This is a genomic window from Streptomyces sp. NPDC096323 (assembly GCF_040302845.1).
Taxonomy (GTDB): Bacteria; Actinomycetota; Actinomycetes; order Streptomycetales; family Streptomycetaceae; genus Streptomyces.
Genome location: NZ_JBEOSI010000002.1, coordinates 1 through 21477, shown reverse-complemented (window position 1 = coordinate 21477; position 21477 = coordinate 1). Strand labels below are relative to the sequence as shown.

General features: G+C 70.5%; 23 protein-coding genes. 9 read left to right on the top strand and 14 right to left on the bottom strand.

The window, feature by feature from the left end; translation table 11 throughout:
- Positions 1–171: 171 nt before the first annotated feature.
- The 7 genes from ABTX18_RS04070 to clpS all read right to left on the bottom strand — a co-directional run bounded on the left by ABTX18_RS04070 (position 172) and on the right by clpS (position 5010).
- Positions 172–1122, bottom strand: coding sequence for a PLP-dependent cysteine synthase family protein (locus tag ABTX18_RS04070; protein WP_352121187.1), 951 nt, complete (start codon positions 1120–1122; stop codon positions 172–174).
- On the bottom strand, positions 1122–1400 hold the full coding sequence (locus tag ABTX18_RS04065) for a MoaD/ThiS family protein (RefSeq protein ID WP_266779301.1): 279 nt from the start codon (positions 1398–1400) through the stop codon (positions 1122–1124). The genes ABTX18_RS04070 and ABTX18_RS04065 overlap by 1 nt, the downstream gene beginning before the upstream one ends.
- A gap of 124 nt (positions 1401–1524) precedes the next feature.
- Complete coding sequence (locus ABTX18_RS04060) at positions 1525–1650, bottom strand: putative leader peptide (RefSeq protein WP_352121186.1); 126 nt, start codon at positions 1648–1650, stop codon at positions 1525–1527.
- A 133-nt stretch (positions 1651–1783) separates the two neighbouring features.
- Positions 1784–2215 (bottom strand): M67 family metallopeptidase, encoded by a 432-nt coding sequence (locus ABTX18_RS04055; protein WP_352121185.1) that lies wholly within the window; start codon positions 2213–2215, stop codon positions 1784–1786.
- 91 nt (positions 2216–2306) lie between these two features.
- On the bottom strand, positions 2307–3746 hold the full coding sequence (locus ABTX18_RS04050; RefSeq protein WP_352121184.1) for an amino acid permease: 1440 nt from the start codon (positions 3744–3746) through the stop codon (positions 2307–2309).
- A gap of 318 nt (positions 3747–4064) precedes the next feature.
- Positions 4065–4649 carry a DUF2017 domain-containing protein gene (locus ABTX18_RS04045; RefSeq protein WP_352121183.1) on the bottom strand — a complete coding sequence of 195 codons (585 nt, stop codon included), beginning with the start codon at positions 4647–4649 and terminating at the stop codon, positions 4065–4067.
- A gap of 46 nt (positions 4650–4695) precedes the next feature.
- Positions 4696–5010, bottom strand: a complete 315-nt coding sequence (gene clpS, locus ABTX18_RS04040; protein WP_352121182.1) for an ATP-dependent Clp protease adapter ClpS — start codon at positions 5008–5010, stop codon at positions 4696–4698.
- 125 nt (positions 5011–5135) lie between these two features.
- On the opposite strand from clpS, the gene ABTX18_RS04035 reads away from it, so the two are divergent.
- Positions 5136–6464, top strand: a complete 1329-nt coding sequence (locus ABTX18_RS04035) for a nicotinate phosphoribosyltransferase (protein WP_352121181.1) — start codon at positions 5136–5138, stop codon at positions 6462–6464.
- 214 nt (positions 6465–6678) lie between these two features.
- Positions 6679–7266, top strand: coding sequence for a nicotinamidase (locus ABTX18_RS04030; RefSeq protein WP_352121180.1), 588 nt, complete (start codon positions 6679–6681; stop codon positions 7264–7266).
- 10 nt (positions 7267–7276) lie between these two features.
- Here ABTX18_RS04030 and ABTX18_RS04025 read toward each other — a convergent pair whose 3' ends face one another.
- Together ABTX18_RS04025 and ABTX18_RS04020 are read right to left on the bottom strand one after the other, a co-directional pair.
- The gene (locus tag ABTX18_RS04025; protein ID WP_352121179.1) at positions 7277–7609 is read right to left on the bottom strand and encodes a hypothetical protein; all 333 of its coding nucleotides are present in this window, start codon (positions 7607–7609) and stop codon (positions 7277–7279) included.
- 123 nt (positions 7610–7732) lie between these two features.
- Complete coding sequence (locus ABTX18_RS04020; protein ID WP_352121178.1) at positions 7733–10132, bottom strand: immune inhibitor A domain-containing protein; 2400 nt, start codon at positions 10130–10132, stop codon at positions 7733–7735.
- A gap of 371 nt (positions 10133–10503) precedes the next feature.
- Between ABTX18_RS04020 and ABTX18_RS04015 the strand changes: the two genes are divergently transcribed.
- A complete protein-coding gene (locus ABTX18_RS04015) occupies positions 10504–10842 on the top strand; it encodes a hypothetical protein (RefSeq protein WP_352121177.1) in 339 nt (112 codons plus the stop codon).
- Between the two features lie 42 nt (positions 10843–10884).
- On the opposite strand, the gene ABTX18_RS04010 is transcribed toward ABTX18_RS04015, so the two are convergent.
- Positions 10885–11541 (bottom strand): RDD family protein, encoded by a 657-nt coding sequence (locus tag ABTX18_RS04010; RefSeq protein ID WP_352121176.1) that lies wholly within the window; start codon positions 11539–11541, stop codon positions 10885–10887.
- 176 nt (positions 11542–11717) lie between these two features.
- On the bottom strand, positions 11718–13265 hold the full coding sequence (locus ABTX18_RS04005; RefSeq protein ID WP_352121175.1) for an RDD family protein: 1548 nt from the start codon (positions 13263–13265) through the stop codon (positions 11718–11720).
- Between the two features lie 244 nt (positions 13266–13509).
- On the opposite strand from ABTX18_RS04005, the gene ABTX18_RS04000 reads away from it, so the two are divergent.
- On the top strand, positions 13510–13986 hold the full coding sequence (locus ABTX18_RS04000; RefSeq protein ID WP_352121174.1) for an SsgA family sporulation/cell division regulator: 477 nt from the start codon (positions 13510–13512) through the stop codon (positions 13984–13986).
- Positions 13987–14003: 17 nt separating this feature from the next.
- Here the strand turns inward: ABTX18_RS04000 and ABTX18_RS03995 are convergent, their stop codons facing one another.
- Positions 14004–15371, bottom strand: a complete 1368-nt coding sequence (locus tag ABTX18_RS03995; protein WP_352121173.1) for an FAD-binding oxidoreductase — start codon at positions 15369–15371, stop codon at positions 14004–14006.
- A 97-nt stretch (positions 15372–15468) separates the two neighbouring features.
- Between ABTX18_RS03995 and ABTX18_RS03990 the strand changes: the two genes are divergently transcribed.
- Both ABTX18_RS03990 and ABTX18_RS03985 read left to right on the top strand, forming a co-directional pair.
- Entirely contained in the window at positions 15469–17193 is a 1725-nt protein-coding gene (locus ABTX18_RS03990; protein ID WP_352121172.1) for a tetratricopeptide repeat protein, read from the top strand.
- Between the two features lie 155 nt (positions 17194–17348).
- Positions 17349–17765, top strand: a complete 417-nt coding sequence (locus ABTX18_RS03985) for an LppU/SCO3897 family protein (RefSeq protein WP_352121171.1) — start codon at positions 17349–17351, stop codon at positions 17763–17765.
- A gap of 71 nt (positions 17766–17836) precedes the next feature.
- On the opposite strand, the gene hppD is transcribed toward ABTX18_RS03985, so the two are convergent.
- Positions 17837–18982, bottom strand: coding sequence for a 4-hydroxyphenylpyruvate dioxygenase (gene hppD, locus ABTX18_RS03980; RefSeq protein ID WP_352121170.1), 1146 nt, complete (start codon positions 18980–18982; stop codon positions 17837–17839).
- 133 nt (positions 18983–19115) lie between these two features.
- Here hppD and ABTX18_RS03975 point away from each other — a divergent pair, with 133 nt between their 5' ends.
- From ABTX18_RS03975 to ABTX18_RS03965, 3 genes are all read left to right on the top strand, one after another.
- Complete coding sequence (locus tag ABTX18_RS03975; RefSeq protein ID WP_352121169.1) at positions 19116–19589, top strand: Lrp/AsnC family transcriptional regulator; 474 nt, start codon at positions 19116–19118, stop codon at positions 19587–19589.
- A gap of 87 nt (positions 19590–19676) precedes the next feature.
- Positions 19677–20285, top strand: coding sequence for an ArsR/SmtB family transcription factor (locus ABTX18_RS03970; protein WP_352121168.1), 609 nt, complete (start codon positions 19677–19679; stop codon positions 20283–20285).
- Positions 20286–20299: 14 nt separating this feature from the next.
- A complete protein-coding gene (locus ABTX18_RS03965) occupies positions 20300–20503 on the top strand; it encodes a hypothetical protein (RefSeq protein ID WP_352121167.1) in 204 nt (67 codons plus the stop codon).
- Positions 20504–20507: 4 nt separating this feature from the next.
- Here the strand turns inward: ABTX18_RS03965 and ABTX18_RS03960 are convergent, their stop codons facing one another.
- Positions 20508–21281, bottom strand: coding sequence for a S16 family serine protease (locus tag ABTX18_RS03960; protein ID WP_352121166.1), 774 nt, complete (start codon positions 21279–21281; stop codon positions 20508–20510).
- Positions 21282–21477: the final 196 nt, after the last annotated feature.

Genomic DNA, 21477 nt, shown 5'->3' with positions numbered 1-21477 from the left:
ATGCGGCTCCGCCGCGCGGGGGCTTGGCCCCGGACCCCGCTCCTCGAACTCCCCCAGACTTCGTCCGGGGGACCCCCGGGGGCTGATTCCTGAGCCCCCGGAAACGGCGGACGCCGGGGGTCCCGGACCTGTGTGGTTCGGGACCCCCGGCGTCGGGGAAAGGGGCAGGCGCTACGCCCAGAGCTGGCCCTGGAGCGTTTCGATCGCCGCCTCGGTCGTCGGCGCGGTGTAGACGCCCGTCGACAGGTACTTCCAGCCGCCGTCGGCGACGACGAAGACGATGTCGGCGCTCTCGCCGGCCTTGACGGCCTTGTTGCCGACGCCGATCGCGGCGTGCAGTGCGGCGCCGGTGGAGACGCCGGCGAAGATGCCCTCCTGCTGGAGGAGCTCGCGGGTGCGGGTGACGGCGTCGGCGGAGCCGACGGAGAAGCGGGTGGTGAGGACGGAGGCGTCGTAGAGCTCGGGGACGAAGCCTTCGTCGAGGTTGCGCAGGCCGTAGACGAGGTCGTCGTAGCGCGGCTCGGCGGCGACGATCTTGATGCCTTCGACGTGTTCGCGCAGGTAGCGGCCGACCCCCATGAGGGTGCCCGTGGTGCCGAGGCCGGCGACGAAGTGGGTGATGGAGGGGAGGTCGGCGAGGATCTCGGGGCCGGTGGTGGCGTAGTGGGCGCCCGCGTTGTCGGGGTTGCCGTACTGGTAGAGCATGACCCAGTCGGGGTGCTCGGCCGCGAGTTCCTTGGCGACGCGGACGGCGGTGTTGGAGCCGCCCGCCGCCGGGGAGGAGATGATCTCGGCGCCCCACATGGCGAGGAGGTCGCGCCGCTCCTGGGAGGTGTTCTCGGGCATCACGCAGACGATGCGGTAGCCCTTGAGTTTGGCCGCCATGGCCAGGGAGATGCCGGTGTTGCCGCTGGTGGGTTCGAGGATCGTGCAGCCGGGGGTGAGCCGGCCGTCCTTCTCGGCCTGTTCGACCATGTGGAGCGCGGGGCGGTCCTTGATCGAGCCGGTGGGGTTGCGGTCCTCGAGTTTGGCCCAGATGCGGACGTCGTCCGACGGTGACAGCCGCGGCAGGCGGACGAGCGGGGTGTTGCCCACTGCGGCGAGCGGGCTGTCATAGCGCATCAGTTCATGCCGCCGGCGACGGCCGGGAGGATGGTGATGTTGTCGCCGTCGCTGAGCTTGGTGGAGATGCCGTCGAGGAAGCGGACGTCTTCGTCGTTGAGGTAGACGTTGACGAAGCGGCGGAGCTGGTCGCCGTCGACGATGCGCTCGCGGATGCCGGTGTGGCGGCTTTCCAGGTCCGTGAAGAGGTCGGCGAGGGTGTCCCCGTTGCCTTCGACGGCCTTGGCGCCGTCGGTGTAGGTGCGGAGGATGGTCGGGATGCGGACCTCGATGGCCATGGCGTGGGCTCCTGTCGAAGCGGAGTGGTGGCGGTGGGCGTGGGGCGCGCGGCTCTGGCCCCCGCGCAGGGGGTGGTGCGTGGAGGGTGGCGGCCGGTGGGGCGGCGCCGGGCCTCGGCCGGGCTCAGGCCTCGCGGCCGGCGGTCCGGTGGTTCGTACAGATCGCGCTGGCGAGTCGGCACAGGTCGACGTGCAGGCGCGCAACGAGCAGCATGCCCGGCGTCTTGTCGCTCACGTCTTGGGGAACCATGGGCTCATCGTATCGATTCCCGGTCGGGGATCCGGAATGTGATCTCATCTGGTGGATGGTTGGTGTTCGAGGCGTGGACAGGGCCGGGTGAGGGCCCTGTCCGTCGTGGCGCGTGCGGGCCTCGGTGCCGAGGTCAGGGCGTGACGTAGGCGTCGACGACCTGGACGTCCTCCTCGGTGATCTCGCCGTCCACGATGCGGTACGAGCGGAACTGGAAGGGTCCCGCCTCGTCGGTGTCGGCGGTCGATACGAGGACGTAGTGGGCGCCGGGCTCGTTGGCGTACGTGACGTCGGTGCGGGAGGGGTAGGCCTCGGTCGCGGTGTGCGAGTGGTAGACGATCACGGGTTCCTCGTCGCGGTCGTCCATGTCGCGGTAGAGCTTGAGGAGGTCGCCGGAGTCGAATTCGTAGAAGGTGGGCGAGCGGGCGGCGTTGAGCATGGGGATGAAGCGTTCGGGGCGGCCGGTTCCGGCGGGCCCGGCGACCACGCCGCACGCCTCGTCGGGGTGGTCGGCGCGGGAGTGCGCGACGATCTGGTCGTACAGCGCCTGGGTGAGGGTCAGCATGGCGCCCAGGATAGGACGACGGGCCCCCGCGTACCGAGGGGTGGTACGCGGGGGCCCGCATCGTGGACTCGACCCCTGGGAGGGCTGTGGCTCAGCGGCCGGCGAAGGCCTTGTTCTCGGGGTTGCGGGCCTTGAGGACCAGGTACGAGACGCCGAGGATCAGGGCCCACAGGGGGGCGCAGTAGAGCGAGATCCGGGCGTCCTTGTCGATGCCCATCATGACGATGACCACGCCGATGAAGGCGAGGGCGAAGACGCTGGTGTACGGGGCTCCGGGGGCGCGGAAGGTGGACTGCGGGAGGTCGCCGCGGTCGGCCTGGCGGCGGTAGCGGATCTGGCAGACCAGGATCATGATCCAGGCCCACATGCCGGAGATGGTGGCGAAGGAGACGACGTAGGTGAAGGCGTCACCGGGCCACTGGTAGTTGATCCAGACGCCGACGAGCATGAGGGCGGCGGAGAACGTGGTGCCGACGAGCGGGGTGCCGCTCTTGGTGAGCTTGGTGAAGAACTTCGGTCCCTGTCCGTTGAGCGCGAGGTCGCGCAGCATGCGGCCGGTGGAGTACATGCCGGAGTTGCAGGAGGAGAGCGCTGCGGTCAGGACGACGAAGTTGACGATGCCGGCGCCGAGGCCGAGGCCCATCTTCTCGAAGGCTTCGACGAACGGGGAGACGCCGGGGGAGAACTCGGTCCAGGGGACGACGGAGAGGATCATGATGAGGGCGCCGACGTAGAAGACGGCGATGCGCCAGGGCACGGTGTTGATGGCCTTGGGCAGGACGGTCTTGGGGTCCTTGGACTCACCCGCGGTGACGCCGACGAGTTCGACGGCGAGGAAGGCGAACATCACGATCTGCAGCGTCATCAGGGTGCCCTTGATGCCGTGCGGGAAGAAGCCGCCGTCGGACCAGAGGTGGGTGACGGACGCGGTGTCTCCGGCGTCGGAGAAGCCGAGGGTGAGAATTCCGGCGCAGATGAGGATCATGCCGACGATGGCGGTGACCTTGACCATCGAGAACCAGAATTCGAGTTCCCCGAACAGCTTTACGGAGATCAGGTTCACGCCGTACAGGATGATCGTGAAGATCAATGCGGACACCCATTGCGGAATGTCGAACCAGAACGTCATGTACTGGGCCGCGGCGGTGACTTCGGTGATTCCGGTGACGACCCAGAACAGCCAGTAGGTCCAGCCGGTGACGAATCCTGCGAAGGGGCCGACGAATTCGCGGGCGTACTCCGAGAATGAGCCCGAGACCGGGCGGTACATGAGGAGTTCGCCGAGTGCCCGCATGATGAAGAAGATCACCAGGCCCGCGATGGCGTAGGCCAGGATGAGGCTCGGTCCGGCCTTGGAGATGGCTTTGCCCGCGCCGAGGAAGAGGCCGGTGCCGATGGCTCCGCCGATCGCGATCATCTGGATCTGGCGGGCGCCGAGGGCTCGCTGGTAGCCCTCGGCGGAAGTCGCGGTATCCGCGCCTGTGGCGTGCGGGCCGCCCTGTCCCTTGTCGTCGACCTGCGCCGATGTCATGTGCTGCGCCTTTCTCCACGCCGATCCGCGCCTTACGGCCGCGGATCAGGTCCTGATCCCCCCGGATATGGATGGAGTGCCGCCGGTGGTTGCCGGCTTGTAGCGCCTACCCGGGAACAGGGGTGGCGTCCCCGGGTGGTCGTGAAGATTTATCACGGGCACATCGGTGATCCACCGGACATTATGTGGCGCATACCACAGGAAAAAGCGGACAACGGGGGCCGGTCGTGGCAAAAAAGGCCGATCAGGTGACGCGATCGTTATTCGGATTTGAGCGTTCGTTGAGCGAACACCGGGCGGGTCGGCGCATACACAGCGTTACGGCATGAGCGTTTCGATGAGGGTTTCCTGGAGCGCGCCCAGCCAGAGATAGGCCATGACCATGGGCTTGCGCGGGTCGCTGTCCGGAAGCCGGTAGAGGGAGCCGTCCTCGCCCCCGTCGTCGTCGGAGACCTCCAGGCGGGTGCCGATGGTGAGCCGGAGGTCGTTGAGGGAGCCCAGCCAGTTGCGGCATTCGTCGGCGGTGAGCGTGAGTACGGCGGCGCCGTCCCCGGCGGGCGTGAGCGCGTCGAGGGTGCGGACGACGACGAGGGCGTCGTCGCGCTTGCGGGTGCGCAGGTCGTTCTCGGTGAAGCGGCGGAACTCGGCGGACGCGGCGCGCAGTTCGGTGTCCTCGTCGCCGTATGCCTCGGGGAAGAGCCGCGCCAGGGCGGGGTCGGAGGGCGGTTCGCTGGGGCCCTCGGCGAAGAGGGCGGCGAGCGGGTCATCGCCGTCGGCGGCCTGGTCGCCGGGGCCGATGAGTTCGAGCAGCTGGACGGCGAGGGAGCGCAGGATCGCGATCTCCACCTCGTCGAGCGCGACGGCCGCGCCGCCGCCGGGGGTGGCCTCGAAATGGCCGGCCATGGGTTCTCTCCGATGGTGGTCGGGCGGGGCGGTGGGCGGGGAGGTGCTAGTTGCGGTCCTGGGTGAGGGTGGCCCACAGTCCGTAGCCGTGCATGGCCTGCACGTCGCGTTCCATCTCTTCGCGGGTGCCGCTGGACACGACGGCGCGGCCCTTCTGGTGGACGTCCAGCATCAGCTTGTGGGCCTTGTCCTTGGGGTAGCCGAAGTAGGCCTGGAAGACATAGGTCACGTAGCTCATGAGGTTGACCGGGTCGTTGTGGACCAGCGTCACCCAGGGGACGTCGGGCTCGGGGACGACGAGGTTCTCCTCGGCCGATTCGGGACGTTCGATCTCTGCGGGGGCGACGCTCACGTACCCCATGCTGCCACTCGGGAGGGGGCATCGCACAAACGGGGCCGGTGGCGCGGCGAGCCCCGGGCCGGTCGCCGGAGTGGCCCCGGACCCCCATCTCGTCACTTTGACGAAATAGGGGTAGCATCCCCGGCATGAACTCAGCGGACCTTGGGCGACGGGTTGGTGTGCCGTCGACCGCACTCTTCACCGACCAGTACGAGCTCACGATGGTGCAGGCCGCACTGAAGGCCGGCACCGCCGGCCGGCGCTCGGTCTTCGAGGCGTTCACCCGCCGGCTGCCCGAAGGGCGGCGCTACGGCGTCGTCGCGGGCATCGGGCGGGTGCTGGACGCGGTGGAGAACTTCCACTTCGACGACGAGATGCTCACCTTCCTGCGCGACCAGAACGTCGTGGACGCGGCCACGCTCGCCTATCTGGCCGATTACCGGTTCAGCGGCGACATCTGGGGCTACCCGGAGGGTGAGGTGTACTTCCCCGGCTCGCCGATCCTGCGGGTCGAGGGCTCCTTCGCCGAGTGCGTGCTGCTGGAGACGGTGATCCTGTCGATCCTCAACCACGACTCGGCGATCGCCGCGGCGGCCTCGCGGATGTCGGCGGCGGCGGGCGGGCGCCGGCTGATCGAGATGGGCGCCCGGCGCACGCACGAGCTGTCGGCGGTGGCCTCGGCCCGTGCCGCGTATGTCGGCGGCTTCGACACGACGTCGGACCTCGCGGCGGGCTTCCGCTACAACATCCCGACCGTCGGCACGAGCGCCCACGCGTTCACCCTGTTGCACGACACGGAGCGCGACGCGTTCCAGGCCCAGGTCGACTCGCTGGGGCGGGACACGACGCTGCTGGTCGACACGTACGACGTCACCGCGGCGGTCCGTACGGCGGTCGAGGTGGCGGGGACGGAGCTGGGGGCGGTACGGATCGATTCCGGCGACCTGCTGCTCGTCGCGCACCGGGTGCGCCAGCAGCTGGACGAGCTGGGCGCCACGGAGACGAAGATCGTGGTCACGTCGGACCTGGACGAGTACGCCATCGCCTCACTGGCCGCCGCGCCGGTGGACGCGTACGGGGTGGGCACGCAGCTCGTCACCGGCAGCGGGCACCCCACCTGCTCGATGGTCTACAAGCTGGTCGCCCGCGCCGACTCGGGCGACCTGGCGGACGAGCTGCGTCCGGTGGCGAAGAAGTCGCTGGGCGCGAAGTCCTCGCGGGGCGGTCGCAAGTGGGCGGCGCGCCGACTGGACGAGGACGGGGTGGCCGACGCGGAGGTCGTCGGCACCGGACCGGTCCCGGCGGAGCTGGCCGGCCGGGAGCTGCAGGTCGAGCTGGTCCGGGGCGGCGAGGTGGTCGCGCGCGAGCCGCTGGACGCGGCTCGGGACCGGCATATCGCCGCGCGGGCGGGGCTGCCGATGTCGGCGATGCAGTTGTCCCGGGGGGAGCCGGTGCTGCCTACGGAGTACGTGTGAGCGGGGTGCGGTTCGGTGCGGGTGCCCCGGGGCGCCCGGGAGTCGCTTTGTCCTCAATCTCCCCCATAGCCTCAAGGGCATGGGGGGACCCCCATGACGGGCTTGATATGCCCTGCGGGCTTGATTGTCCGCCCCGAGTCTCTAGGCTCGGGGCCACCTCCGTAACGCGTAATCCCGAAGCCGCCGCCCTCTCCCCCACCGAAGGACACCCGTGATGCACCGCGCCTTGATCGTTGTGGACGTCCAGAACGACTTCTGTGAGGGCGGGAGCCTCGCGGTGGGCGGGGGCACCGATGTCGCCGCCGCCATCACCGATCTGATCGGGGAGGCTCAGCCCGGTTACCGGCACGTGGTGGCCACCCGTGACCACCACGTCGACCCGGGTGACCACTTCTCCCCGGACCCGGACTTCGAGCACTCCTGGCCGGTGCACTGCGTCGCCGGTACGGAAGGCGTGGGCTTCCATCCCAATTTCGCCCCCGCGGTCGCCTCCGGGGCGATCGACACCGTCTTCGACAAGGGCGCCTACGCGGCCGCGTACAGCGGCTTCGAGGGTCAGGACGAGAACGGGACGGGGCTGGCCGAGTGGCTGCGGGAGCGCGGGGTCACCGAGGTCGACGTGGTCGGTATCGCGACCGACCACTGCGTCCGGGCCACCGCGCTCGATGCCGTCCGTGAGGGCTTCGCCACGCACGTACTGCTGGATCTGACCGCGGGCGTCGCCGAGGCGACGACGGAGCGGGCGCTGGCCGAGCTGCGGGACGCGGGCGTGGTGCTGTCCGGCAAGCCGGTGGTCAGCTGAGGGAGGACGCTCAGCCCTGCCGGGCCGGCAGGGCGGGTCTCAGCAGGGCCTGGATCGGGTGCCAGAGCTCCAGGGCCCGCTCGGGTCTCGCGCGCCACAGCAGGCCGTCGGGGTGGTGCAGGACGGCGGTGATCTCGTCCGGGCTGGGCGGCTCCGCGTTGCCGCGGAGGTAGACGGCGCGCAGGCCGAGATTGCGGAGCCGGGTCAGTGCGCGGGCCCGGTTGGCCGCGTGCACGAGGACGCGTACCGGAGTGTCCGGCCCCACGCCCTCCGCCGGACTCGGCAGCGTGATCGCGACGACCACTCTGCCGTTCGGCAAGGTGCTGAATCCTCCGCCTGCCATGCTCCGCGCTCCCCCGTGAGACGTAGTGTCAATAAGAAACGAACAAGAGGCACCTAAACACGATCGGCCGCCGCCCGCTAGAGGGCGACGGCCGATCATGCTGTGACCTGCGGTTTTACTGCACTACTTGTGCGAGGGAGCCACCTGGACGGTCACCGTGGAGCCGCTGAGCGGCTCGTTGATGATCGAGATCCGGGTGTTGGTGTCAGTAACCTTCACACTTCCGGTCTTGTTCTCCGCGTACCAGTAGGTACCCCGGTGGTCGTCGAAGACCGGAACGCCGAGCTGCGGCTTGATCTTCGTGGCCACGTCACCGTTGTGCAGCGTGAAGCCGTCGGTGGGGTACCAGCTGAACGGAGCGTCGAACGGCTGGATCTTGTTGCGGATGACCGTGCCGTCCGACCACTTCAGCGGCTTGGCGTGCGCGTCGATCGGAAGGATCAGGCCCTGGCCCGGGTGGGCCGAGACGTTGTTGTCCTTCTGCGACTCGTCCCACAGCCAGATGAGCAGGCCGTTCTGGTACGGGTAGTGCTCGACCCAGTCCGGACGGGTGCCGGAGAACCCGAAGTTGTACGGGCCGACCTTGAGGGTCTGGTCGTACGAGACGTACTGGCGGTTCTCCGCGATGTAGCGCTGCTTGTAGTCCTTGGTGAAGGACGAGCCCACGCGGGAGAAGCCCTTGGCGGTCCAGCCGTTGTCGTCGCCCTCGGCGTTGTCCGTGAAGAGCGCGGCACCGTCGGCGTTGACCGCGATGGTGTCCGCCGCGAAGCCGATGCCGCCCGCGCCGCCGTCGGTGGCGTAGCGGAAGCGGATGTCGATCTTCTTGCCGGCGTAGGCGTCCAGCGAGTACGAGAGCTTCATGTACTTGCCGGAGACGTCGGTCAGGGCCGGCTTGTCGCTGGCGTCGCGCAGGATCGGCTTGCCGTCGGCGGTGCCGTCGATCGCGGTCCAGCTGGTGCCGCCGTTGTCCGACACCTCGGTGTAGAGGTAGTCGTAGTCCGCCTCGATGTCCCACCAGCCGGCGAGGTCGAGGGAGGCCTTGGACTTGCCGGTCAGGTCGACCGGGCGCGACAGGGTGTTGCTGAGGTTGTCGCCCATGTCGCTCCACCACTGCTTGGCGCCCTCGGCGGGCGTCGTGACGGCGGTGGTGACGGCCTTGTCGGGCAGCTCGACGACGAGTGCCTGCTTGTTCTTGGTGTTGTACTCGGACACGCCCAGCTTGTGGGTGGACTTCGTCGCGGCCTTGGCCACGTCGTAGTCCAGCCAGCCCAGCTGGAACTTGTCCCAGGCGGTCATGTCGCCGGGCAGGTCACCGATGCTGTTCTTTCCGGTGCCGAGCCAGGAACCGGCCGACATCAGCGACCAGAAGCCGACCGAGTTCTCGGCGGTGTTGGTCGTGTCGTACAGGTCCGGCAGGCCGAGGTCGTGGCCGTACTCGTGGGCGAAGACGCCCAGGCCGCCGTTCTCGGGCTGCGCGGTGTAGTCGCCGACCCAGATGCCGGTGTCACCGATCTGGGTGCCGCCGGCCTTGTTGTCGGCCGGGCCGGTCGCGCCGGCGTTGGTGCCGTAGGCGTACCAGCGGTGCGCCCAGATGGCGTTGGTGCCCTGGGCACCGCCGCCCGCGGACTCGTCCTCGCCGGCGTGCACGATCTGGAAGTGATCGATGTAGCCGTCGGGCTCGTTGAAGTTGCCGTCACTGTCGAAGTCGTAACGGTCCCACAGGTCGTACTGGGACAGGTCCGCCTTGATCTGCTCGGGCGTACGGCCCTTGGCCTTCTGGTCGGCGGCCCAGGCGTTCACGCCGTCCTTGATCATGTCCCAGGAGTTGGCGCAGTTGGACGAGCCGCAGTAGTTCGAGCCGTAGCGGGCCTCGTTGTACGGGACCTTGACCCAGTCGGAGACCTCGCCCTCGACCGAGTAGCGTCCGGAGGACGTCTTCTCGTAGTACGTCTTGAGCGAGTTCTTGCCGGCGCCCGTGCCGAAGTACAGGTCCTGGAAGTGGGCCTGGTTGTAATCGGCCTGCCAGGCGGTGCTGTTGTCCTTCGCCGGGTCCGGCTTGGCTATCTGGTTGTGCGCCGGTCCCGCGGTGCCGCCGTACTTCGGGACGGCGGGCTTGGGGCCGTCGCCGTCCGGGTCGAACATGGTCGTGTTGTCGACCTGGTCACCGAACTCCACGAGGACGGTGAAGATCTTGTCGGTCTTCTGGCGCTGTACCTCGACGTACTTGTCGTCGTCGAGCTTGACGACCTGCGAGCCGTTGCGCGTCGTCGCCTTCTTCTCGCCCGACAGGACCTGTTCGAGGGCGGCCTGACGCTGTGCGTCCTGCTGCTTGCTGAACGGGCCTTCCAGGTCGTGATTGTTGCCCTTGGCCGACCCCGGGTCCCGGCGGTCTATGGCGGAGGCGGAGGCGCTTGACGCCTGGTCATCTGCCTGAGCTGTGGCGAAGGCGGATGCGGTGGCGGCAGTCGCAGCCATGGCCACGACAATCGCCCCGGTGCGAAGCGCCCGTCTTTTAATGATCACGTGATGCAGTCCTCCCCGGCGTCCGCGGCTACGGCCTTGGAGGTGTGAAAGGGCCGCGCGCGGATACGCGTCACAAGTGACGACATTCGATCGGAGTTACGGAAGAAAAGACAGACCTTGACTTGAACAGGCCAAGTGCACTATGCAGGAGCGCGTTTCCGCTATCCGGACGACCGCTCCGTGCCCGACCGGCGCGCCGAACGCCCCTACCGGCGCGCGGGTATGACTCCGTGCGCCCCCTGTGCACCGGTACTGTGGGTTAGGTTACGCTTACTACCCGTTCCGCTCGGGCATTCACCGTCGTAGAGTCACTTGACAGCGAGACCGTGTTGAGAGACTGCCCATCCGACGTCCCGAGGACGGATACCGCCATGCCGCGACCCACTGCTGCACAGCTCTCCTACGGTTCGGTGACCGTCGTCTTCTCGACCCTCGCCATGCTGCTGCTGTCCCGTACCGAATCGGGCATCGGCATCGCCGTCATCGGCACGGCCGCGCTCGCGCTCGGTCTGCTGGTGGCCGTCACCGTACCGCTGCCCGCGCGCCGCAAGACAGCACAAGCGGCGAGGACGGGGGCCGCGGTGTCCGCACACCGTGCCACCGTCCCCGCCGCCGAAACCGAGGGCCGCGCCCTCGACCCCGTACAGAGCAGGATCCCGGCCGCCCGCGCCGCATCGCAGCGGGTGGGCGAGCACTCGCTGAGGCGCTGAACGTCACCGCCGGGAGGGTGCCGATGCCCTCCCGGCCGTACGTCAGTTGGTGACCACCACCACCGTCTTGGCCGCCTTGTCCTGGAGTCCCTGCTTGTAGGGCTTGTCGGTGAACATCAGCACGATGTTGATGAGCCACCACAGGCACGGGCAGCACAGCAGCGCGGGCAGCCACAGCACCACGGCCCGCAGGAACGCGCTGCCGGTGTCCGGCACCCTGCCGTCGTTGAGCATCGCGACGCGCAGTTTCAGCAGCCGCTTGCCGAGGGTGCGGCCGTCCTTGTGCGTGAAGTACGTGTCGTAGGCGACGTAGAGCACCAGGGCGAGCAACGACCAGAGCAGCTGATGCCCGCTGTAGGTCTGGGCGAAGACGTCACCGACGTCGTCGTCGTCGTTGCTGTCCGACATGACCGCGCCGCCCCAGGGCAGCGAGATCAGGTACAGCGGGATCGAGATGATCAGGAAGTCGATCAGCCTCGCCAGGATCCGCTTGCCGGGTTCGGCGAGCGGCGGCATGCCGGCCAGCGGATCGGCTCCGCCGTACGGACCGCCGCCGTACGGACCGGGATCGTTGGGCGGCGGGGGCGGCGCGCTGCCGTAGGGCGAGCCCGAAGACGGCGGGGGCTGGGACCCGGGCGGCTTCTTGGAGAACGGGTCGTCCTCGGGGGGCTGACCGGACGTCGGCTGATCGTTGCTCATGGGGGCAGTGCACCGCGCCGCCGGGGCGCCCGCAACGGCTCAGGTGCGTTCGGGGGAACGGGATCCGTCCGACGGCCCTCACCCGAAGGGCCGTCAGCCGTGCGGGTCGCTCGCGGGGCGCCGCGGGGCCGGGAGCGGCCCTCGTGCGGGTCGCTCGCGGGGCGGGCGGCGGTCCGTCAGCCCGCGACGAAGGTGCGGGCCGCCTTGTCGTGCCAGCACTGGCGCCACGGCCGGTCGACCAGGCACCAGAGGACGTTGACCACGCCGATCACCACGAGTCCCAGCACCCCGTAGACCAGCCAGCGGCGCAGGGCGGCGCCGAAGCCGGGGGTGTCGTGGGACTCGATGTCCCGTACGTCGAGTCCGCAGAGTTTCTTGCCGAGCGTACGGCCCCACTTCGCGGTCGGCAGCGCCTCCAGGAGGACCCCCAGCACCAGGAAGGCAGCGAGAACCGCGCCGCCCAGAGAGGCCGTGGTGGAGTCCAGCAGCCAGACCTTGACCGTCTCGCCCGACAGTTTGGCCGCGTCGATCTTCTCGTTGATGTGGTCCGTCGCCCTGGCCGCGAGCGGCACCGCGACGGCGCCGACGAGGGCGCCGAGCACCACCGTGTCGATGAGCCGGGCGGCCAGCCGCTTGCCGAGAGCCGCCGGGCGGGCCGATGTCCGGGCCGCCGCGAGCTGCTGGAAGTGGTCGTCGACGGGGGGCTTCCAGGGTACGACGGGCTGGTCGGGCTGCTGGGACTGCGGGGCCTGCTGGAGCTGCTGGGCCTGCTGCGGGAACGCGGGCCGTTGCTGCTGCGCGGGCGCCTGCGGCTGCGGCCGGGCGGCCTGTTCGGGCCGGGCCAGCTGATGGACCTGCTGCGCCCAGGAGGTGGAGCCGCCACCGGGGCCGGGGGTGAGCGGGCTGTTGAGCTCGGCGGGGGCGGTTCCCTGCGGGGCGGGCGGCTGGGCGGCGGCGGGTCCCTGTGCGGCGGGCGCGGACGGCTGCTGCGCGGCCGGTGTGGTGCCGGGGGTGAGCGCACGGATCGTCATCGTGCCGTCGGCGGGCGGCTGCTGGGCGTCGCTCGGGCGGGGCGCCTCGCGGCCGGGGCCGATGGCGCGGATGGTGACGGTGCCGTCGGAGGGCGGGGGCGGCGTGTCGCCCGAAGGTCCGGGGCGGTCGGAGCGGCCTGTGCGGATGGCGACGGTGTGCTCGGGGGCCTGGCCGCTGCCGTCCCTCATGCCCGGCAGCGCGCCACGGGTCGGGTCGGCCGGGGCGGGGCTGCGCGGGTCGGCGGGGGCGCGGTCGGCCGGGGCGGCGTCGGGGGAACCGGCCGGGGGCGTCCGGGGGTCGGTCGCGGCGGGCCCGTCCTGCGGTTCGGGCTGCCCGCCCTCGGGCGTGCCGCCCCAGGAGACCCGCCGGTCGCGCTCGCCGCCGAAGCCGGTCTGCCGGGAGGCGTCGGCCTGCCAGGCGGTGGCGGGTTCGGGGCGGTTCGCCTCGTACGGCTCCTCGTCGAAGAACATCGGGCCGGTCTCGTCGACCGCGGCGGGAGCGGGGGCGTGCGGTGCGGCCTCCTCCCCCGCGGGTGCGGCGGGCGGGGCCTCGCCCTGCTGCGGGGCGGGCCGGCTGGTGCCGGGCACCCACGAGGCGCCGTTCCAGTACCGGACATATCCGGGAATGGACGGGTCGGGGTAGTACCCCTCGCGGGGTCGGTCGTCACCGGGTGCCGGGGTTGGGGCGCTCATCACCGTGGTCCCGTATCTCTTCGAGGCGTTGGACCGGCCGGCAAGGGGGAACGGCCGGTCCTCATACAAGGGTCCACATCTATCAGACACCCGCCTGTCACCGGGCGGGTCCTGGTGTTTGGACCCCTTTCCGGTCACGCCGAAATATTTTTCCCGAAGTCGCGTAATGGATGGCGGGGAGGGCGCTCTCTCCCTGTGCGGGCGGTCGTGGGACCGGCCCACAGGTATCGAAAGGACGCACCTCATGGACACCGTCGTGGAACGAGAGCTGGAGCTCAAGCTCGTCCTGTCGCCGGAGCGCAGCATCCCCGTGCCCGCACGGCTGTCGTATCGGGCCGAGGACCCGTACGCCGTGCACATCGCCTTCCACATCGGCTCCGACGCGCCCGTGCACTGGACGTTCGCCCGCGATCTGCTGGTCGAGGGGGTGTTCCGGCCGTGCGGCCACGGGGACGTGCGGATCTGGCCCACCAAGATCGAGGGGCGCAGTGTGATCTGTGTGGCGCTGACCTCGCCCGACGGCAATGCCCTGCTGGAGGTGCCGTCCGCGGCGGTGGCCGCGTGGGTGGAGCGGACGCTGCGGATCGTCGCGCCGGGTACGGAGTCCGAGCGGCTCGGCATCGACGAGGCGCTGGCCGAGCTGCTCACGCCGCTGCCGGCCGACGACCTGTGGATGAGCGACCCGTGGCCGTCGGACGAGTCGCAGGACGGGGAGGGTTGAGAGCGCGGGCCGGGGCGTCAGAAGACCTTGCCCGGGTTGAGGAGACCCAGCGGATCGAAGGCCTGCTTGATGCCCCGGTGGAGTTCCACGCCCACTTCGCCGAGTTCTCGGGCGAGCCACTCCTTCTTGAGGACGCCCACGCCGTGTTCGCCGGTGATCGTGCCGCCGAGCCGGAGGCCGAGCGCCATGATCTCGTCGAAGGACTCGCGGGCGCGCCGGGACTCGTCCGCGTCCGTGTGGTCGAAGCAGACGACGGGGTGGGTGTTGCCGTCACCGGCGTGGGCGCAGACGCCGATGGTGAGGTCGTACTTCTCGGCGACGGCCGCCGTGCCTTCGAGCATGGCGCCGAGCTGGGAGCGGGGTACGCACACGTCGTCGACCATGGTCGCCGACTTGAGGGTCTCCATCGCGGTGAGCGACATCCGCCGGGCCTGGAGGAGCAGGTCGGACTCGGCTGCGTCCTCGGCGGGGACGACTTCGGTGGCTCCGGCGGCGGTGCAGAGTGCGCCGACGGCGGCGAGGTCGGCCGAGGGGTCGGGGGTGTCGAAGGCGGCGAGCAGGAGGGCCTCGGTGGAGTCGGGGAGGCCCATGTTCGCCATCGCGTTGACGGCACGGACGGTCGTACGGTCCATCAGTTCGAGGAGTGACGGAGTGTGGCCGCGCTCCATGATGCGGCAGACGGCGTCGCAGGCGCTCGCGGCGCTGGGGAACTCGGCGGCGAGGACGAGCTGGCGCGGGGGCTGCGGTTTGAGCGCGAGCACGGCCTTGACGACGATGCCGAGGCTGCCTTCGGAGCCGACGAAGAGGCGGGTGAGGTCGTATCCGGCGACGCCCTTGGCGGTGCGGCGGCCGGTGGAGAGCAGGCGTCCGTCGGCGAGGACGACGTCCAGGCCCAGGACGTATTCGGCGGTGACCCCGTACTTCACGCAGCACAGGCCGCCGGACGCGGTGCCGATGTTGCCGCCGATGGTGCACGTCTCCCAGCTGGAGGGGTCCGGCGGGTAGCACAGCCCGTGCTCGTTGACCGCCCGGGACAGGACGGCGTTGATGACGCCCGGTTCCACCACGGCGATGCGGTCGACGGGGCTGATCTCCAGGATCCGGTCCATCTTCACCAGGGAGAGCACGATGCAGCCGTCCGAGGCGTTGGCCGCGCCGGACAGCCCCGTGCGGGCGCCCTGGGGGACGACCGGGACGCGCAGGGCGGTGGCGGTGCGCATGATGTGCTGGACCTGCTCGACGGTGCGGGGCAGCGTGACGACGGCGGGGGTGCCCGCGTCGCAGAAGCTCGCCATGTCGTTGGCGTAGGAGGCGGTGATGTCCGGATCGGTGATCAGGGCCTCGGCCGGCAGGCCCGCGCGCAGGAGTGCGAGAAGATCGTCCATGATCCAAGACTGACACCCGGGCCCATTGGTGTGAACCCGTGGGCGGCAGCGTTCGCAAGGCGCGGTGTGTTCGTATGACTGACGCAGAGTGATCGGCATGGACGTCACGCCACAGCAGCCACCGACGGCCTCCGGGCCGGACCACTCCCCCGACGCCGCCTGGCCCCTGCCCTGCGAGCCCCCGCCGGGCCTGCCCCCCGATCCCGTTTCGCTGGCCGAGCCGCCGCCCGCCACGTTGCGCACCTCCCTGCGGAGGGCCGCGTTCGGTGTGGTGGCGGGTGCGGTCCTGGTGACGGGTGCGGTGGTCGCGGTGCCCGATGACGACCAGGACGCGGCGGCCCCCCTGCCGGGCCCCGTCTCGCGCGCGATGAGCGCGACGGCCGCGGGCTCCCCCGCCTCGCTCGCCGATCTGACGGCGCTCATCGGGGACCGGCAGAAGTGGGTGGGCACGCATCCCTCGGACGCGCGGTCGTGGGCGGTGCTCGGGTCGGCGTACGTGGAGCAGGGGCAGCGGGCCTCCGACGCGGCGTACTACACCAGGGCCGAACAGGCCCTGAAGCGGTCCCTGGACGTGCGGCCCGGTGAGCGCGGGAACGAGGCGGCCTGGGTCGGCCTCGCCTCGCTCGCCAACGCCCGGCGCGACTACGTGACGGCGAAGAAGTGGGGCGAGACGGTACGGGCCCGGCAGCCCGGGCAGTGGGCCGTGTATCCGGAGCTGATCGACGCGTACAACGGCCTGGGCGACTACAAGTCCGCGACGAAGGCGGTGGAGAAGTACGCGGCGCTGCGCTCCGGTGTTCCGTCGCTGGGGCTGACCGCGCAGATGTACCGGGACCGCGGCTGGCGCGAGGACGCGCTGGCCACCGCGCAGGACGCCGCGAACCGGGCGAAGACGCCGGCGGAGAAGGCCGCCTGCCTGTCCCGGCTGGGCGAGCTGGCCTGGGAGCGGGGCGAGCCGGAGGAGGCGGTGGCCCAGTACGGGGCCGCGCTGCGCGCCGATCCCGCCCATCACCCGTCCCTCGCCGGCCGGGCCCGTGCGCTGGCGGCCCTCGGCCGCACCGACGAGGCGCAGCGCGACTACCAGGCGGCGCTGAAGAGGTCCCCGGACCCGGCCTATCTGCTGGAGCTGGGTGAGCTGTACGAGTCGCTCGGCCTGGACGGCGACTCCGCGGACCAGTACACGAAGCTGCGGGAGGCCCTGGCCCGCGACAAGGCGCGGGGCGTGGACGCGTCCCTGCTCCTGGGCCGCTTCGAGGCCGCTCACGGCGACGCGGCCGCGGCGGTGGGGCTGCTGCGGGCGGAGTGGGACCGCGGCCACCACAGCGCGGCGGTGGCCGACGCGCTGGGCTGGGCGCTGCACCGCTCGGGCGATCCGGACGCGGCGCTCGAGTACGCGGAGCGGGCCGTCGACTCCGGTGGACAGAACGCCTCGTACGCGTACCACCTCGGCATGGTCCAGCGGGCGCTGAAGGACTTCGGTCCGGCCCGCCGCCATCTGGAGGAGGCGCTGCGCACCAACCCGCAGTTCTCCCCGCTGGACGCGCCGCGGGCCCAGGAGGCGCTGGACGCGCTGGGGCAGCCCCCGGCGGGCGGCCCCCAGGACATGCGGCCCGCCGCACCGCCGGCGGCGGCCGGACCGGAGGCCGGTCAGGGCGCGCCCGACGCCCCGGCCGGGGAGCCCGCCCCGGCTCCCGGTGAGGCCGCGGACCCGGCCCCGGCGGCCGGTCCGCCGGGCCGGCAGGCGAAGGCGGCCGCACCGAAGGCCGCCGCCGCGCGCACCCCGGCCAAGCCGTCGGCCCCGCAGCCACCGGCGGGCCGCTGAAGCCCGTACCCGCACGACAGGAGGAGGGGCGGGCCGGATCTCCGGCCCGCCCCTCCTCGCTGCGTGAGCAGCTGTCCCCGCCCTTATCCGGCCCTTACATTTTCGTGTATCGTGCGCGCGTTCGATCCACATGCAAACTCGAGGAAAAACCGCCGATGAGCGCTCCGACGCCGCCCGCCTCCCCGCAGTTCCCGCAGTTCCCGCAGGGGCAGCCCGTGCAGGGGGCCGTGCCTGCGCCGCCCGCCGCTCCCCCGAAGAAGAACGCGCTGAAGAAGATCCTCGGCGTCGTCGTCATGATCGTCGTCGCGGTGGTGGTGAAGCTCGGCATCGGTTACGCCTTCGGCGACTCACCGGTACGCGCCGAGGTCGGCGACTGCGTCCAGGTCACCGGCGCGGAGAACAACCCCGAGGTCGAGACCAAGGGCTGCGGGGACGCCGACGCCAACTACAAGGTCGTCAAGGTCGTCGAGGACACCTTCGACACCAACGCCTGCACGGTCGGCGAGGCCGCACTCGCCCAGGAGTGGGACGCCGAGAAGTTCGTTCTCTGCCTGGACCGTGTGAAGAAGTAGGACAGCCGCGGGTGAGCGCGACGGGCGGGCCGGAAGCATCCGGCCCGCCCGTCCTGTTGCGCCCCGGTGGATCAGAGGTTGCCGCGCTTCTCCTGCTCGCGCTCGATCGCCTCGAAGAGGGCCTTGAAGTTGCCCTTGCCGAAGCCCATCGAGCCGTGGCGCTCGATCATCTCGAAGAAGACGGTCGGCCGGTCCTGGACCGGCTTGGTGAAGATCTGCAGCAGGTAACCGTCCTCGTCGCGGTCCACGAGGATCTTCAGCTCGCGCAGGGTCTCCACGGGCACCCGGGTCTCACCCGCCCACTCGCCCAGGGTGTCGTAGTACGAGTCCGGGGTGTCGAGGAACTGGACGCCGGCCGCGCGCATCGCCTTCACGGAGGCGACGATGTCGTTCGTGGCGAGCGCGATGTGCTGGACGCCGGCGCCGCCGTAGAACTCCAGGTACTCGTCGATCTGGGACTTCTTCTTGGCGACGGCCGGCTCGTTGATCGGGAACTTGACCTTGAGCGTGCCGTCGGCGACGACCTTGGACATGAGCGCGGAGTACTCGGTGGCGATGTCGTCGCCCACGAACTCCTTCATGTTGGTGAAGCCCATGACCTTGTTGTAGAAGCCGACCCACTCGTTCATCCGGCCGAGCTCGACGTTGCCGACGCAGTGGTCGACGGCCTGGAAGGTGCGCTTGGCCGGCGGCTCGACGATCGGGTCGGCGGCGGCGAAGCCGGGGAGGTAGGGGCCGTCGTAGCCGCCGCGCTCGACGAGGGTGTGCCGGGTCTTGCCGTACGTGGCGATGGCGGCCAGGACGACTGTGCCGTGCTCGTCCTTGACCTCGTGCGGCTCGGCGAGGCCGAGAGCGCCGTGCTCGACGGCGTAGGCGTACGCGGCACGGGCGTCGGGAACCTCGATGGCGAGGTCGACGACACCGTCGCCGTGCTCGGCCACGTGCTCGGCGAGGAAACGGCCGTGGTCCGTGGACGCCTTGATGACGGAGGTGAACACGAAGCGCGCGGAGCCGTTGGTCAGGACGTAACTCGCGGTCTCGCGGCTGCCGTTCTCCGGTCCGGAGTAGGCGACCAGCTTCATGCCGAAGGCCGTCGAGTAGTAGTGCGCGGCCTGCTTGGCGTTGCCGACGGCGAAGACGACGGCGTCCATGCCCTTGACCGGGAAGGGATCGGCCTGCCGGGCGGTGTCGGGGGTGCTGTGCATCGTCTCAGTCATGTCCGAAGGTTCCCGCCGCTTCGCAAGGTGCGCAACAGTTCCCGAAATCGCTGGGCAATATGCCCAGCACCTCGCGATGATGGGCGGGCTATCTGTACATGATGACCATCACAGTGCCCCTCGGAGGCCGGCCGTGGCAATCGATCACCTGGACGGGCGGCTCATCGTGCTGCTGGCACGCGAGCCCCGGATCGGCGTCCTGGAGGCGTCGCGCCGGCTGGGCGTGGCGCGCGGGACGGTGCAGGCGCGCCTGGACCGCCTTCAGTCGCACGGCGTCATCCGCGGCTTCGGTCCGGACGTGGACCCGGCGGCCCTCGGCTATCCGGTGACCGCCTTCGCGACGCTGGAGATCAAGCAGGGCCAGGGCGCCGATGTCCGGGCCCACCTGGGCGGCGTACCGGAGGTCCTGGAGCTGCACACCACCACCGGGCACGGCGACATGCTCTGCCGGCTCGTGGCCCGTTCCAACGCGGACCTTCAGCGGGTGATCGACCGCGTCGTCGGCTTCGACGGCATCGTCCGGGCCTCCACGGCCATCGTCATGGAGAACCCGGTCCGCCTGCGCATCATCCCGCTGGTCGAACAGGCGGCACAGGACACCGTCTGAACCCAGAGGTTCCGGGACCCCCGGAGTTACAAAGAAACTTTGCAAAGGTCTGTTGCAAAGCTCCCTTTGTAACTCTATCGTTGGGGCATGCCAACGATGGAGCCCGACGACCGGGCCGGAACCGCTGAGGACCCCAAGGTCCTCAGCGTCGACGCCCGCACCCTGCGCGGACTCGCCCACCCCTTGCGCATCAGGCTGCTCAACGCCCTGCGGGAGTTCGGGCCGGCCACCGCCTCCGGCCTCGCCGACCGGCTCGGCGAGTCCAGCGGCGCCACCAGCTACCACCTGCGCCAGCTCGCCACGTACGGGTTCGTCGAGGACGACCCGACGCGCGGCAAGGGTCGCGAGCGCTGGTGGCGGGCCGTGCACGCCGGCGCCGCCTTCGGCCCCGAGTTCATGAACGACCCCGACCCCGAGGTGCGCGGCGCCATGGGTCTCGTCCTCCACGAGGTCGCGACGGTGCACGGCCAGGAGCTGAGCACCTGGCTCGGCACGATGCACGAATGGCCCCAGGAGTGGTACGCGGCCTCGGACCTCAGCGACTTCAAGGTACGGCTCACCCCGGAGCTCTCCAGGGAGCTGTCCGACAAGATCCACGACCTGGTCAACAGCTACCGCGGCCGCGTCCCCGAGGACACCGAGGGCTCAGCCGTCGTCCGCACGCATCTGCACGTCTTCCCGCGCCCCACCGACTGAAGGGAACACCAGCCATGCATCCCGAGACGCACCTTCAGCTCCACCGCATCCGCTCCGCCGAACTGCGCGCCCAGGCCTACGAGTTCCTCCTGGCGCAGCACTGCACCGCCCCGCGGAAGGACCTGCGGACCCGGCTGGGCTGGACCATGGTCGAACTGGGCCTGCGCGTGATACCGCGCCAGGCCGCAATGCCGGCACGCGCGCCTCGGACGGCGTAGCGGGTCAGCAGCTCGGGATCTTCCCGCCGTGGTCCAGCGCCCGCAACGAGTCCACCGCGCCCTTCAGCGTCGTGACCGGGATCAGCCGGAGGCCCTTCGGAAGCTCGGACTTCGCCTCCTTGCACTCCGCCTTCGGTACGAGGAAGACGGTCGCCCCGTCCCGGCGGGCCGCCTGGGTCTTGAGCGAGACACCGCCGACCGCGCCGACCTCCCCGTCCGCCTCGATGGTGCCCGTGCCGGCGATGGTGCGGCCGCCGGTGAGATCGCCGCCCGAGCCGTCGCCGTCCAGCTTGTCGACGATGCCCAGCGCGAAGAACAGGCCGGCGCTGGGGCCGCCCACATCGGCGAGGTGCAGCGTCACGTCGACCGAGCCGGGCTTCTCGCCGAGGTAGTTCAGTGCGGCGTCGACCGCGGAGTCCTGCGACTTCGCCATGTCGTCGAGGTTGTGCTTCTCGATCTCCTTCTCGGACCCGCCGGAGGGGTACACGGAGTCGCGCGGCATGACCGCCCGGTCCGTACGGAACCAGCTGTCGATCACATCACCGACGCCTACGTCGGCGGTCGGCCCGGTCGCCACGATCGTCGTCATCCGCAGCTGGCCCTTGGTGGGCCGGGTGGGGGTGCCCTCGATGCTGATCACGGGGATGCCGTGGTCGTCGCCGAGCACGTTCGCCGTCGTCCCCGGCTGCGCCAGCGTGAACGGCAGCGGCGCGAAGGCGGCTGCGCCGAAGAGGGCGAGGACGGGGAGGGCGCAGAGGGCGGCGCGACGTGTGGGCACCCGCCCAATCTAACCGGCGGGCGCCCCCATGGGGTGGCGGGGTTCCGTCCTCAATCGCCGGACGGGCTTGTGGTGCGGCTCCCCCGCCGGGTGCAGGCGCGCCCTGTCCGGTGGGTGGGGGTGGGGTCCCTCCGGGGAGACTCCTCAGAAATGGCATGTGCGGCCAGGTGGACATCCGACCCCCGTCGTACGCCAT